This window comes from Thermodesulfobacteriota bacterium (assembly GCA_035559815.1).
Lineage (GTDB): Bacteria > Desulfobacterota_D > UBA1144 > Nemesobacterales > CSP1-2 > DATMAT01.
This window is the reverse complement of record DATMAT010000057.1, coordinates 53,860-68,393: the sequence shown is the minus strand read 5'-3', so window position 1 is coordinate 68,393 and position 14,534 is coordinate 53,860. Positions and strand designations below refer to the sequence as shown.

Below are 14,534 nucleotides of genomic sequence, written 5' to 3'. Positions count from 1 at the left end.
AGGATTAGTCATTATTTATCTTGCATCCTGTATCCGGCACCGTCTATCTTGATTCTCCATGCTCCGGAATAAATATTGAATCGGTTGTCCCGAACGAACCCCAACAGAGTCATGTTGAGATTAGAAGCTAATTCTACTGCTAAGCTCGAGGGGGCTCCGACGGCAGCAAGGACTGGAATTCCAGCCATGAGGGCTTTTTGCACAATCTCAAAACCGGCCCTTCCGCTGACCAGAAGGAGTTGGTCAACTAACGGAATTCGTTTTTCAAACAGCTTTGCCCCGATTACCTTGTCCACGGCGTTATGGCGTCCGACATCCTCCCTTAACGCCATCAGCTTTCCACTGCGATCGAAAAGGGCAGCGGCGTGTAAGCCTCCGGTTCGACCAAATACGGTTTGTGCATTCAAGAGGGCTTCGGGGAGCATATGAATGGTTTCGGATTTAAGAATCGGGCTGTCATCGGGCAACACAGGGCGTCCGATTAATTGAAGAGCCTGGATCGAGGTCTTACCACAAACGCCGCAACCGGACGTAGTATAAAAGTGTCTCTCAAGCCTGTTGAAATCAATCCCTACGTTGGGCACTAATTCCACATGAACAACATTGCTCTGCCGCCCCCTGCCTCCATTGGAATCAAGATGGCGAATATTCTCGATACAGTCAAAGCCATTTATGATTCCTTCGCTAAAAAGAAACCCGGCGGCCAACTCCAAATCCTGCCCCGGCGTGCGCATGGTGACGGATATGCTTTTGTTTTTGCGTTTGCCTTCTGAATAGAAACCAAGCCGAATTTCCAAAGGTTCTTCCACGACCAGAAGGTCTTGATGTGCGGATGTATGAACGCCTTTTACCTTTTGGACAGGCAGGGAAATTATACCGTCTTCATCTGTTTTTGAGCGGTTATCCATCTTTTGATTGTTAAGATAGACTGGATACTCGTGCAAATCAAGCCGACATTAAGCAGATGAAGGGTGGTTATACTGGTGTATCCAGTCAATGGCTAGTATAAACCTTCGTATTCCCTTCGCGATCGAAAGTAAGAACGTTGTAGGGCTCGGTGTAGTTACCCTCCATGCCCGGCGACCCCATGGGCATTCCGGGCACAGCGATTCCAACCACGTCAGGTTTTTCCGATAGTAAGCGCTTTACCACATCTGCGGGTACGTGCCCTTCTACTACATAACGGTCCACGAGCGCGGTATGACAAGAAGAAAGTTTGCCCGGAATCCCATGTTCAGTCTTGACCTTCATCAAATCGGTAGTGTCATGTGCGGTTACCTGGAAGCCATTTTCTTTGAGGTGGTCAACCCACTTGGTACAACAGCCGCAAGAGGCGTCCTTATAGACCGTAACTGTGGTCGTGTTGGATTGGGACTCTGGATACGCTGAGAAAGCTCCTATACCGATTAACAGTACTGCCGTGGCTAAAGCAATATTTTTCCAAATCCTATTCATCTTCATTTCTCCTTAAAAAAAGACTCTGTTAATTATACAGAATCTCATCCGTTTAATCATCTAGTCTAGGCGACTCACGGGTAAAGCGGAGTGCCGTTGAAGAGGTTCTTTGGGGATAACTCGAATCCTACCCATTTGACCGGCACCGTGTCTCGATCCTCGTCCCGCATCCCGTTCTCGTGGTGCGCTCCCACCGTATACCAGATAACTATGTCTGTATCCACTACCGACTCGTTTGTCAGGAATGAAGGCAGATTCCTGGCCAGTAGCTCTCCTTCTTTAAATCTGGTGACCCACAAATCCTTTTTGGTGAACGCCTCGTTATGCCGTGCCGTTCCGGACCGCAGCGGGACTAGCTCGTAGGACGTAGTGCGCCCGTTGTCATTTTGGAGGGAGGTGTCGCTGATCTTCAGGGTGGTATATTTTCTGGGTTTCCATACCAGTCCCGATTCGGTGGTGATAAGTCTTTCGTGGTCGGTTGCGGACAGGCCGGGAAGAGGCTCGGAATGCCTGGTTAAGTGAACTGAGTCCCCGTCGGAACCGTTGAGGTCGATGTCGAGCCGCCAGGAAAAGGTATGCATGTGCCCGGTGGTATCGTCAGCGCCACCCAGTTTGGGTCCGGTGGACCCCACCTCTCCTAGAATCGTTCCGTCATCCCGAAATACCCATTGTATGATGTAGTTGTAGTTAGAAGCGTCGACCACGGACCATAGCACCAATTCCTCTCCTCTACGCACCAGGCTGTCATCCTTCCAGGCTACTCCTCGGTCTCGCACCTCCTTACATACTTGAGAATTCCCGATGAGTGTACCGCCCGCCGAGGCAGGGCAGTCTGTACCTTTAAGTGTTAATAACGGGAAGTTGAAGTCGCTTACATCGTGAAAGCGAGGAGATCCCGGATGGTAGGGTACGAAGATTTCGGCAATCCGGGCGTCGGACAAAACCTGTATTTGCGAGGAACCCGCCGACCGGCGAAACAAAGCCTGGGTGATGACCAATCCATTGGCCGATATAGTTTCGAAGCATATATCCCAGCGCGTTTGCTCGGGGCCGGAAGTGGGAAATGTCATTATCAGGTTATTGGTGCAAGCGCCCGATGGGATCATCCGGTCACTTGCCCATATCTCGTGACCCGATAATAAGAAAGCAGTGAGCAAATGTATAATAAATATCTTTTTATGAGAAACTATCATCCCTCAGCTCGGTTAAGCTTGGGTGAAAGTTTACTCAAAATGGTCTCATTTAGCTAGGACGATAGGACAGGTGCTTTATTATTTCTTATTGCTTTTGACAGCAAAATCGGTAACTTATTACTCACCGAGGTAAAGAAAAATTGAGATACTCTAATTATTTCCTTCCTACTCTAAAAGAAGACCCTGCCGATGCCGAGGTGATAAGCCATAAGCTGATGGTGCGTGCCGGGATGATAAGAAAACTGGCTGCCGGGATTTATAACTATCTTCCGCTCGGACTTCGCTCGATAAAAAAGGTTGAGAATATAGTGAGGGAAGAAATGAACCGAGCCGGGGCTATTGAATTGCTCATGCCCTCGGTTTTACCAGCGGAACTCTGGAAGGAAAGCGGAAGGTGGGATAAATACGGAAGGGAACTCCTCCGGTTTAAGGACAGGGCGGAGAGGGAATTCTGCCTCGGCCCCACTCACGAGGAGATTATAACGGACATCGTTCGCCGGGAAATAAGGTCTTATAAGCAACTGCCGGTCAACCTGTACCAGATTCAGACAAAATTCCGGGACGAAATCCGCCCGCGGTTCGGCGTTATGCGGGCCAGGGAATTCATAATGAAGGACGCCTACAGCTTTGATGCCGACGACGAAGGGGCTGATAAATCCTACTGGCTGATGTACGAAGCCTATAACCGTATTTTCGAGAGATGCGGGCTTGAGTTTCGCGCGGTGCTGGCGGATACGGGTAATATCGGAGGTAGTTTTTCCCACGAGTTCATGGTCCTGGCCCCGACCGGTGAGGATGTGATTATGAGCTGCAACAAGTGCGATTATGCGGCTAATCTGGAGCTGGCGGAGATAGGGGAGGGCGGTGGAGAAACGACGGAAAAAGGCCTCGAAGAAAGACCAATTCAGGAGGTTCATACCCCCGGCTTAAAGACGGTGGAGCAGGTTGCCACGTTCTTAAAGGTTAAACCGAGTGATTTGATAAAAACTATGATAGTGGAGGCTGATGGCCAACCGGTGGCTGCGCTTGTCCGGGGGAACCATGAGCTCAGCTTGACCAAGCTCAAAAAAGCGATCGGTGCAGATACAGTCGAGCTTGCCACACCGAATAGGATCGAAGAGGTAACGACGGGGCCGCTCGGATTTAGCGGCCCGGTTGGACTCAAGATTAGAATTATTGCCGACCGGTCTATTAAGGGCATAAGGAATGCAGTTACCGGGGCGAACAAAAGGGATTACCATGTGATTAATGTAAACCTGGACAGGGATTTTCGTGTAAGTGAATTTGCAGACGTTAGGGTGGCATCTGATGGTGACCCGTGTCCGAGATGTAAAGGCGGTGTTCTCCGCTCCAGTAGAGGAATCGAGGTAGGCCATGTTTTTAAGCTCGGAACCAAGTATAGCGAGAGCATGAATGCCACTTTTATCGATGCAAACGGGAAGGAGAGATTATTCATAATGGGGTGCTACGGTATTGGCATCGGTCGTACGGTTGCGGCGGCGATAGAACAGAACTATGATGAAAATGGAATAGTACTACCGCTTTCTCTGGCCCCTTTTCAGGTGGTTATTCTTCCGCTCAATATGAAAGAGGAGCGAGTAAAAAACGTTGCCGAGGAAATTTATAGAAATCTGCTCGACCGCGGTGTGGAGGCGATTATCGACGACAGGGAAGAAAGCGCCGGATTCAAGTTTAAGGATGCGGACTTGATGGGTATGCCCATTCAGGTTACCGTCGGGCCCAGGACCATCAAGGAAGGCGCAGCAGAGATAAAGTTGAGAAAAGGTGGGATCTCTAAGAAGGTAAAGATCGAAGAAGTGGAGAAAGAAGTTGAGATGATTCTTGGTTCAAAGTGATCAAGTAGCCACGAATTTACACGAATAAAAACGATTTGTCTTCAGTGCTAAAATCACAAATTTCTTTTCATTCGTGTCCATCTGTGTCAATTTGTGGCTTCTAACTTCAAAACATGGTTAAACCTAATCTCAGACCCGAAGAGCGAATTATCTTGGCCCTGGATTTTCCCAAGTTTAAAGAAGCTAAAAGCTGGGTGGAAAGACTCAAACAAAAAATTAAAGCATTCAAGGTCGGGCCAATCCTTTTTTTAAACTCAGGACCAGAAGGTATAAGAGAATTTATCAATATCGGCGTGGATATTTTTCTTGATCTCAAGTTCCACGATATTCCCTCGACAGTAGAAAAGGCATCTCGTCAGGTAGTCCAACATGGTATTAAGATGTTTACCATTCACGCTCTCGGTGGATTAGAAATGATGAAAGCAACGGTAGAAACAGTTCGAGATGAGTCTCAGAAACTGTCAAAACCCAGGCCGCTTGTCCTGGCGGTAACCGTGCTAACCAGTCAGGCCGAAGAAAATTTAAGGGAGATTGGTATTAACTATGGTTCTCAAGAAGAAGTGATTAGACTTGCCGCACTTGCCGATAAAGCCGGGGTGGACGGGCTGGTTGCCTCCGGAAAAGAGGTTGAGATTTTGAGGAAAGAATTTGGAGATAGATTTATACTGGTTGTGCCTGGTGTTCGCTTGGGTCTAGGTATCCATGATCAAAAGAGGGTTGTAACCCCCTCCGAAGCCGTTTCTCTCGGAGCAGATTACTTGGTGATAGGAAGAGCTATAACCGAGGCAAAAGAGCCTGAGGCAGTGGTCGACGAGATTATTTTGTCTGTTTCTTAATGAAGCGTTTGCCTTACGACGGGCTTAACTCTATCTTCTAACACTGCGTTTAAAGCAGCCGATGAGCTGAGCGGTTTGAATGCCATTAGTGCCAGTCGCTCTTTGTTATCTAATACTTTTTCAATCCGGTCCCTAAACCAGTTACCAAATACTACTGGTTTCCAATCTGCCCCTAGCTTAGAGGCAATGTCTAATACATATCCTACAGTACTACCTGCTGCACCACCTAATGCAGCACCTGAATGGCCTGAAACAACGCTTCCTACAACAGAACCAATAGCTCCACCTCCGATCACACCTATGAGGTTTAGTCTTTTGCGACCCAACTTTGTAAACCCTGCCTCTTTGGCAACTTCGTGATGGTATGCAATTATTGCATCCCTGTCTCGATCCGATTCTTGTTGTAGCCATTCACGAAATTTTCGAGCCTTTTTTCTTATGATTAAAATTTCTTTAAGGCCTATCTTCCCGCAATTTACTAGCTGACGTAAATCTGGAAACTCTACCTTCTGATGTAGCTCTTCAATAATAGAATGAACCTTGCTAATTTGCTTACCGCTTTCATATAGTTTATCACCTACCAATACACTGATTGGTTGTCCTAAATACAAGTCACATTCCAATGAAGCTGCTGACCACAGTAGCCTATTTGAAATAGCCCCCGCAGTGAGTGGCGTACCACGATGGAAATTGAGTTCTTTTCCTGCTATGTAAGAAAGATGATCAAAATCAACATTCCAAGTGATATGCTTTCGACCACCATCTGGTGAAGCTATTACACTAGCACTTACTTCTGGTACGCTACCTAAGTTTTTAATTTTATATAATTCATCAACAAAAGCTTGAATTATTAGCGCATTTCTATTAGCATCGTCATAATCCCGTCTAGCGTTTTCTATAGCGCTTCCAAATTCATCAGCTTTTACTTCAATAACTTTATCCCTCAGTGCTTTATACAGTTTCTGCCTTTGTCGTGCATGATTTAAACAAGTTTGTATATCTTTGTGATATAGAAAACGCTGATCAAAAGTATTTGGTTGCGCTTGAATAGAATCTTGGATATTCCAGATCGAATAAACGCCGTCTTTTAAAATGGCGTTGGTTGAGAACGCGTAATCCTATATTCTTATGACGCCATCATTAACAAGGGCGAGGAAATCATTGTACTTTTTCTGAGCGATAAACCAATTTAATAATTCTGCAAATTGTGGTTGGTTACCAACATTAACGATAACGCGATCGTAATAGATAAGTGCCTCAACTAGTAAGCCTACATCTATCGATTTACCAGATGCACGCAACTCCGGCGAGTTATAACACCAGGATTCCAGGGGTACTAACGCAGTTGTATGGTCTGACATTTCCTATCCTCAAAATGAATACTCAAATATAAATGAACTTTGTTAGCCAAACTTAGCTACTAACCGAGACAGCCATTGCTTGAACTCTTCAGCCGTTGAGAATGGATAGCGCTCAACATTGATCTTTGAAATGCTCTTGGCATTGCGGTATGTGTTCCGCTTAAGTCCATCGTAGCCAAAGGTATTTTCCGCAGCTTGAGCAAGGCAGGAAATCCATTCGATAATCCAGAGAGTATCCTGCTCCAGTTGAGCAGATGAGATACCTTGGCCGGTTATCTGACCATGAATAAGCTTGTTTCTATACTTCTTAATGCGACATATCTCCGCCCAGAGTTTTGCATGACGCTCATCAAGCAGTTCTGGTACTGTAGTAACGCCAAGAGCTTTGATGCCAGCGATGAAAGTTTCTGGATAAAGGTTTCTTTTGAACAGTGACGATTTCATCAATCTTATCAGAGCTGATCTTCGGGTGTTGGAACACTAGAAAGCAGAATAGACGCCGAAGCTGCTTCTCATATTTAACCCATGATAGGATCAGGGCATCAACACGTCGAGTTTTTCCTGTTGAGTTCCAAAGAGCTTCAACGGTAGCGAACTCAACTTTGAGCGGATTAGGAATAGACAGTCTACCCATGGGCTAGTGGTTAACTTACTTAGATTGAAAAACGCAATATAACATTTTATTAAGTGAGTTGTACCGCAAACATACGCTCTCACTGATTATAGCCCATAAAGTACAAAAAACCTGATTTCAAGTCAAGATTAGTGGTGTTTTTAATGACAAAATTGTTATTTCTGTTCATAGAAGAGCACCATTCAGTTGACAGACAGAGTTTCAGTAAAATGCTCGTGGTGAAAAAAATTGTAGCCCAGAACATTATCATATATGAGGTGTAAAGGGCTACAATGAAGAAAGGAAGCGTGACAACAACTAGGAACATAGGAAAATCCCAGAGCGCCGTCTTTTTATCCAGAACTGCTCTCCAAGCTCGCCTTAAATTACAGCAAAACCTTTACCGTAGACGTTTCTGCCACCCCTGTTAGAAGAATCCGATCTATAAAAAGTTACGTTAACATAGAAAACGCTTGACAAACTAATTTAAAGTTATAATATAGTACTAAGAACATGTTCAAAAGGCAATAAGATGCCGATAAGGGTAGCGGGACTAAAGATTTATAACTTAGACGAGTTATCAAAAATTCTGGGGGTCAATAAAGTAACTCTGAGAGGTTATATTGAACAGGGGCGTCTTAAAGCGGTCAAGGTAGGACGCAGCTACAGGGTAACGGAAGAGGACTTGAGAGAATTTCTCTTAAGACGGGGTAGAGCTTTAAGTAAGGAAGAAGGCATAGAATTAAAGGAAATCCCTACAGGGCATTTAGGCGAGATCAAAGAGGAAGCCTTAACGAGAAAAAGCGTTTATGAAGAGTATCTTGACCGTAAAATGGGTAATAATTAGTGGTATATGCTATTGACACCAATATTTTAGTTTACGCCTTCAATCTGGACAGCCCACTTAATCCGAAAGCCCATGCTTTCTTAAAGGAAGAGGTATTAACCGGAAGCATAAGTACCTGCTTACCCTATCAAAGCTTATACGAATTCTATTCTGTTATTACAAACGCACGACGGGTGGAGAAGCCTTTACCAACTGGTCAGGCAAGAGAAATAATAGAAACTTATATAAGAGCTAAAAACATACCCAAGATATATCCCCGTAAAAGCAATTTGCGAAATGTCATAAACTTGCTATCTAACTATGACATAGCGGGGCAAGATATATTTGACCTAGTTTTTGTCGCAACGCTTCTGGATAACGGGGTCGATGGAATAATTACGAGAAACACAAAACACTTTGCCAGATTCGAATTTCTAAACGTGATGAATCCATTGGATTGATTTGTGATTGTTGTTGTAGGGGCACGCTGCAGCGCGCCCCTTGACGTATGCATCAGCTAGCCGCTACCTTCTTCTTCTGCTTCTTGGTGAAGACAAATTCCTTGTTTTTGTCCACATCCACCAGCACGGTATCTCCTTCCTTAAATTCTCCTTGCAAAATCTTTGTAGCCAATGGGTTTTCTATGAGCCGCTGGATGGTCCTCTTGAGCGGCCTGGCCCCGTAAACCGGGTCGTATCCCTTTTCGGCCAGTAATTCTTTTGCTTCTTCCTTGAGTTCGAGTTCGATCTTTTTCTCGGAGAGTCTCTTTCTTAGATATTCAATCTGAATACCGACAATCTCCTTTAACCGTTCTATAGAGAGGGACCGGAAAATGATTATTTCATCCACTCGGTTTAAGAATTCCGGCCTGAAGTGCTCTCTCAGCACATTCATCACCTTCTGTCTGACCGCTTCCTCTTTCATCATCCCGTGTATCTCTGAACTTCCCAGGTTAGAGGTCATGATGATAACGGTGTTCCTGAAATCTACAGTTCTTCCATGCCCGTCGGTAAGACGTCCATCGTCCAGGATTTGAAGCAAGATATTGAAAACATCGTTGTGTGCTTTTTCGATTTCATCGAATAATATCACGGAGTAGGGGCGTCTTCTTACCGCCTCGGTTAGTTGTCCACCCTCTTCATATCCAACATAGCCCGGAGGAGCGCCTATCAGCCTGGATACGGTGTGCTTCTCCATGTACTCGCTCATATCAATACGCACCATTGCGTTCTCGTCATCAAACATGAATTCGGCAAGCGCCCTGGCCAGTTCTGTTTTTCCCACGCCGGTTGGACCAAGGAAAATGAAGGATCCGATCGGCCTCTTCGGGTCGGAAAGGCCAGCACGGGAACGCCTGAGGGCATCAGAAACCGCCCTAATTGCCTCTTCTTGTCCCACCACTCTTTTTGAAAGACGCTCTTCCATGTGGATGAGCTTTTCCACTTCGCCCTCCATGAGCCTTGAGACCGGAATCCCGGTCCACTTGGATACAATCTCGGCAATGTCCTCGGCGTCAACCTCTTCTTTAAGCATCTTCTTTGCCTTCTGAATCTCGGCCAGTTCTTTACTCTTGTCCTCTAGTTTCTTGTTTAGTTCAGGGAGCTTTCCGTACAGAAGCTCAGATGCCTTGGAGAGGTCGCTAAGCCTCTGCGCTTTTTCTGCTTCCATCTTCACCCTGTCGATTTCTTCTTTTATCTTTCTGATCTCGGATATATGCTCCTTTTCCCTCTGCCAGTGCGCTTTCAAGCTGTCCGCTTCTTCCCTGAGGTTGCTGATCTGCTTCTCAATCAAATTCAGTTTTTCCACCGAGGCTTCGTCCTTTTCTTTTTTTAGAGCCTCTCTTTCTATCTCCAGTTGCATAATCCGCCGCTCGATTTCATCAATCTCAGTAGGCATGGAGTCTATTTCCATCCTCAGCCTTGCTGCGGCTTCGTCTATCAAGTCAACGGCCTTATCCGGGAGAAATCTTCCGGTTATGTATCGGTTGGAAAGTACGGCCGCGGCGATCAGGGCCTCGTCTTTTATCTTCACCCCGTGATGAACCTCGTATTTGTCTTTGAGACCCCTGAGTATAGAAATCGTTTCCTCTACAGTAGGCTCGTCCACGAATACCTGCTGGAATCTCCTCTCCAGTGCGGCATCCTTTTCAATGTGCTTCCGGTATTCGTCGAGTGTGGTGGCGCCTATACAGTGAAGCTCGCCGCGGGCCAGGGCTGGTTTGAGCATGTTTGATGCATCCATCGCTCCCTCGGCTGCGCCGGCTCCAACGACGGTATGGATCTCATCTATAAAGAGGATTATCTCACCCTGAGATTCGGTGATTTCTTTCAACACCGCTTTGAGCCGCTCTTCGAATTGCCCTCGGTACTTTGCGCCGGCCACCAGCGCTCCCACGTCGAGAGCTACCAGGCGTTTATTTTTGAGGCCCTCGGGTACATCCCCGTTTACTATTCTCTGTGCTAACCCCTCTACGATTGCCGTCTTTCCTACCCCCGGCTCTCCTATCAACACCGGGTTATTCTTAGTCCTCCGTGATAACACCTGTATGACTCTTCTAATCTCGTCGTCACGGCCGATTACCGGGTCGAGCTTTCCCTGACGGGCAAGCTCGGTGAAGTCTTTGCCGTACTGCTTGAGGGCCTGGAATGTCTCCTCCGGGGTTTGGCTGGTTATGGTTTGCCCGCCTCTTACCTCTTTGAGAACCTTGAGTATATTTTCTCTGGTTATACCCAGCCGTTTAAACTCGTTTTTAATGTTGCCTATAGCTTGTTGCGCTATTCCCAGAAGAAGATGTTCCGTGCTTATGTATTCGTCGCCTAGGGATTTGGCTTCTTGCTCGGCAGTATTTAGCGCCTGGCTCATTTCCCGGCTTAGATAAACCTGGTCTGCCGCCCCCTCTATTTTGGGCAATAATCCGATCTCCCTCTTTGCCAGGTCACGAATGGCGTGCGGGTTGGCACCTATTTTACCTATGATCTCAGTAGGAATTCCTTCTTCGTTAAGTAGTGCGAATAGCAAATGCGGTATATCGATCAGTTGATTCTTTTCCCTTTGGGCGATAGCCTGCGCTTCCCCAACCGCTTCCTGTGCCTTGATCGTTAATTTTTCAAACTTCATGTCTAATCCTCCGGAAATGGCGCTTTTCTCATAAGATATTACCTGTTGGTGGAAAATCAAGGACTTATCCAGGCCTGGACATTCAAAAATTGACCAAACAGGAGAAGGGCATTCTTAATTCCCGGTGCTTAAACCATACTTAAATCCTATTGCTTTAGCCTCTATTTCAAAGTTAATTATTGTTCGCCTCTGTCTGTGATACGGAGCTAATTATAATAAGCAGGATTTTGCAATTGCGAATTATTATGTTGACAAAGAGTACTTTTTCATATTAAATTAAAAATAACGGCAATGAGGCCTAAAGAATTCCCTGACTGCAATAATTACTCAAATATATCAATGGGTTTTGAGGATTTTAGGGGCGAATATGGTATCCCAACTGTTTACCAATTTCTAAATATGGAAGGATTTTCCTCACGTATTTACAGTTTGTTATAGTAGAGGTCTGTGCAGTTGCAAACCTAAAATGGGTTGTGGTCGGTGTAGATTCTGGAAAAGATGTAAGAAACACAAATAGGAGAAAGAAGGAGAGAATAAACATGGGCCTTAACCGGGAATACATAGGCAAGGAATTCAGTCCGATAGTTTACGAGGTTACTGAGGAGGCTATACACAAGTATGCCTGGGCTATTGGAGCCCGTAACCTAACCTACTTCAATTATGACGGCGCCTTAAGCCCGGAGGGACCGCTGGGCATGGCTCCTCCGAGCTTCGCTGTTGTCTACGAGCTTCCTTTACTCGAAGAAATATGGACTGACGAAGGTCTTCATGGAGGAAGGGAGCAAGCGGCACGTAATGTTCTCATGCTGGTCCATGGCGAGCAGGAAATGCATTTCTACAAGCCGATTCGACCCGGGGATAAAATCACCGCCGTAGCTAAGATAAAGAGCATAGAGGATAAGGGCAGCGGCGAGCTCATAGTTTTTAATGTTGCTTCGAGGGACCAAAACGGGGTTAAGGTTGTAGACTCCGTTTGGGGAATATTCATAAGGGGCATCGGAAGCGGGCAGAAGCCCAAGAACGACGGGAAGAAGGAACCGGTTGCGCTAGGTGGAGAGAGCCCCCTGGCATTCAGGAGGATTATAAGGGTGAGTGAGGACATCACCTATAGATACGCCGAAGCATCCAATGACCGGAACCCGATTCATATCGATGAAAAGGTGGCCAAAGCAGCCGGGCTTAAGGGGATAATCGTGCACGGTCTTTGTACGATGTCTATGGCCATGAGGGCCATAATCGAGTGCTACGCCGATAGCAACCCGGCCTTGTTGTCCAGGATCAACGTACGGTTCTCCAGCCCGGTCTATCCCGGTGATGTTCTCGTTGCTGACGGGTGGGAGATAGGCAGGCAGGATGGAAGGACCATACTGGGTTTTGAGGTGACGAGACAGGAGGATGATATCAAGGTTATAAAGGGCGGGATAGCCGAGGTGGCTATTTGATCCAGTACCGAACTTCTTGTATGCCGGTCTAAAGAGCTTCGAGAATTTCAGTCATATCCGGTCAGGCTTTAGCTTCCGATAGATTAGACTTAGTTATTTGAGTTTGTCTGCCGATTTCGAGGAATTTTATTTCCTCGTCCAGTTTTTCCAGTAGGTCATCAAGTGTTTCTTTATTTAGTGCTGATACCAGAGTTCCTTTGTATCTGCTCTTTAATCCATCTTTGGTTACCTGGGATGGGACGGAATCTATCTTGTTGAATACTATAATTCTGGGGACCGAGTCGTAGCCGGCCGCTCTCAGTATGTTCTCGACCGATTCTATTCTTTCCTCTACCATCGGGTCGCTACAGTCAGCTACATGAACTAGAAGAGAGGACCCTCCCAATTCTTCGAGGGTGGCCCGAAATGCGGTTACCAGCTCCTTGGGCAGATTCCTTATGAATCCGACCGTATCGGTTATGAGTATCTCTCTTCCGCTGGGAAGCATAAGCCTCCGGGTAGTGGGGTTTAAAGTGGAGAAGAGCTTGTTCTGCACTACCACCCCGCTTTTAGTGAGAGCGTTAAAGAGCGTGGATTTCCCCACATTGGTATAACCGATTAGGGTGACGGTGGGAACGCCGGTTTCTCTTCGGTGCTTTCTGGTGTGTTCACGCCTCCGGCTAAGCTCCTCGATCTGTTTTTCGTAGCGCTCTATCTGTTTTCTCAATCTTCTTCTTTCCTCTTCAAGCTTCTTCTCTCCGGGCCCTCTGGTGCCGATTCCGCCCCCTAGTTGGGATAGTTCGACGCCCTTGCCGGTAAGCCGGGGTAGGGTGTAGCGTAGCTGTGCAAGCTGAACCTGAATTTTTCCCTCGCTGGTGGTGGCGTGTCTTGAAAAGATTTCCAATATCAATTGTGTCCTGTCTACCACTTGCAGGTTGGTCTCATCGGAGATCCCTCTCACCTGTGCTGGGGTAAGCTCGACGTCAAAAATAAGAGTCTCAGCGCCGACCTGCTTCGCTTTCAGGATTACCTCTTCCAGTTTCCCCTTTCCGATGAGGTATCTGGGGTCTATTTGCTTTCTAACCTGTACCGTTTTATCTAACACCACTTTGTCTGCAGAGAGTGCCAGTGATTCGAGCTCATCTAGCGATTCCTGAGCCTCTGCCCGGTGTTTGGTGGAAAAGCCGACCAGAAAGACGCCTTCTTTTTCACTCCTCCCGCCAAATTGGAAGTACGCTTTTTCTATCTCGCTCTCAATATCTCTTATGAACTCTTCAAAATTTATATCAATTCTTCCCAAGTCGTTGTACGTGATTATCCGCCACATCTCCTCCCTGGAATTTGGCGGAAGAATATGCGCCACCTCGAATTTTCCGTGAAGACCGCCGTCTCTTACCTCTAGTGCACCAATCAGGTCAAGCCTTTCGTTCAGCAGGGTAACCAGGTCTGAATGGGTAAGGGGGGGATTTTTAAGGTGGGTATGAACTAGGCGATATCCCCTCAGTCTGTATTTTGCCTCTCTGTGCCTCTCCAGAATCTTGTCAAAAGGCACTTCATAGGACTCGCCTACAAATACAGCTTCCACCTTTCCCCTTCGGTCTATGAGAATGCTTATTGCTCTTTCTATATCGGAGGATATCTGGGAAAGCGTTCTTCCCAGTTCCAGGGTTATTACTTCTTTAGGTGGGATTCTTCTTCTGTAAAGCCTGGCCAAGCTGCGTAGCTCGCTTGGTTTTAAGCCGGATGTATTGCCGTGTATATGCTCTATATTTAGCTCCTTTTAATGCGGATTTCTTTGCTATCAAACATCAAAAAGTATAACTTTCTTTATATTCAAGCTCAAGAAAAATTCCGGT

General features: G+C 46.4%; 13 protein-coding genes. 5 read left to right on the top strand and 8 right to left on the bottom strand.

From position 1 onward, the window contains the following. Window positions 1-11: 11 nt before the first annotated feature. The 3 genes from fdhD to VNN20_14430 form a co-directional block, all read right to left on the bottom strand. Entirely contained in the window at window positions 12-944 is a 933-nt protein-coding gene (gene fdhD, locus VNN20_14440; protein ID HWP93389.1) for a formate dehydrogenase accessory sulfurtransferase FdhD, read from the bottom strand. Between the two features lie 49 nt (window positions 945-993). After that, entirely contained in the window at window positions 994-1,455 is a 462-nt protein-coding gene (locus tag VNN20_14435; GenBank protein HWP93388.1) for a DUF411 domain-containing protein, read from the bottom strand. 74 nt (window positions 1,456-1,529) lie between these two features. Further along, complete coding sequence (locus VNN20_14430; protein ID HWP93387.1) at window positions 1,530-2,648, bottom strand: hypothetical protein; 1,119 nt, start codon at window positions 2,646-2,648, stop codon at window positions 1,530-1,532. Window positions 2,649-2,788: 140 nt separating this feature from the next. On the opposite strand from VNN20_14430, the gene VNN20_14425 reads away from it, so the two are divergent. Beyond that, the gene (locus tag VNN20_14425; protein ID HWP93386.1) at window positions 2,789-4,504 is read left to right on the top strand and encodes a proline--tRNA ligase; all 1,716 of its coding nucleotides are present in this window, start codon (window positions 2,789-2,791) and stop codon (window positions 4,502-4,504) included. Window positions 4,505-4,617: 113 nt separating this feature from the next. Then, window positions 4,618-5,340 carry an orotidine-5'-phosphate decarboxylase gene (gene pyrF / locus VNN20_14420; GenBank protein ID HWP93385.1) on the top strand — a complete coding sequence of 241 codons (723 nt, stop codon included), beginning with the start codon at window positions 4,618-4,620 and terminating at the stop codon, window positions 5,338-5,340. Here pyrF and VNN20_14415 read toward each other — a convergent pair. The 3 genes from VNN20_14415 to VNN20_14405 all read right to left on the bottom strand — a co-directional run bounded on the left by VNN20_14415 (window position 5,337) and on the right by VNN20_14405 (window position 7,145). After that, window positions 5,337-5,951, bottom strand: coding sequence for a hypothetical protein (locus VNN20_14415; GenBank protein HWP93384.1), 615 nt, complete (start codon window positions 5,949-5,951; stop codon window positions 5,337-5,339). The two genes, pyrF and VNN20_14415, sit on opposite strands and share 4 nt — an antisense overlap. Window positions 5,952-6,458: 507 nt before the next feature. Next, entirely contained in the window at window positions 6,459-6,701 is a 243-nt protein-coding gene (locus tag VNN20_14410) for a hypothetical protein (protein HWP93383.1), read from the bottom strand. A gap of 42 nt (window positions 6,702-6,743) precedes the next feature. Further along, window positions 6,744-7,145 (bottom strand): hypothetical protein, encoded by a 402-nt coding sequence (locus tag VNN20_14405; GenBank protein HWP93382.1) that lies wholly within the window; start codon window positions 7,143-7,145, stop codon window positions 6,744-6,746. Window positions 7,146-7,846: 701 nt separating this feature from the next. Between VNN20_14405 and VNN20_14400 the strand changes: the two genes are divergently transcribed. Together VNN20_14400 and VNN20_14395 are read left to right on the top strand one after the other, a co-directional pair. Continuing rightward, complete coding sequence (locus tag VNN20_14400) at window positions 7,847-8,161, top strand: helix-turn-helix domain-containing protein (GenBank protein HWP93381.1); 315 nt, start codon at window positions 7,847-7,849, stop codon at window positions 8,159-8,161. Next, complete coding sequence (locus tag VNN20_14395) at window positions 8,161-8,601, top strand: PIN domain-containing protein (GenBank protein ID HWP93380.1); 441 nt, start codon at window positions 8,161-8,163, stop codon at window positions 8,599-8,601. The genes VNN20_14400 and VNN20_14395 overlap by 1 nt, the downstream gene beginning before the upstream one ends. 52 nt (window positions 8,602-8,653) lie before the next feature. Here the strand turns inward: VNN20_14395 and clpB are convergent, their stop codons facing one another. Continuing rightward, window positions 8,654-11,257, bottom strand: coding sequence for an ATP-dependent chaperone ClpB (gene clpB / locus VNN20_14390; GenBank protein HWP93379.1), 2,604 nt, complete (start codon window positions 11,255-11,257; stop codon window positions 8,654-8,656). Between the two features lie 539 nt (window positions 11,258-11,796). Here clpB and VNN20_14385 point away from each other — a divergent pair. Next, window positions 11,797-12,699 carry a MaoC/PaaZ C-terminal domain-containing protein gene (locus VNN20_14385; GenBank protein ID HWP93378.1) on the top strand — a complete coding sequence of 301 codons (903 nt, stop codon included), beginning with the start codon at window positions 11,797-11,799 and terminating at the stop codon, window positions 12,697-12,699. Window positions 12,700-12,760: 61 nt separating this feature from the next. On the opposite strand, the gene hflX is transcribed toward VNN20_14385, so the two are convergent. Then, window positions 12,761-14,392 (bottom strand): GTPase HflX, encoded by a 1,632-nt coding sequence (gene hflX / locus VNN20_14380; protein HWP93377.1) that lies wholly within the window; start codon window positions 14,390-14,392, stop codon window positions 12,761-12,763. Window positions 14,393-14,534 lie beyond the last annotated feature (142 nt).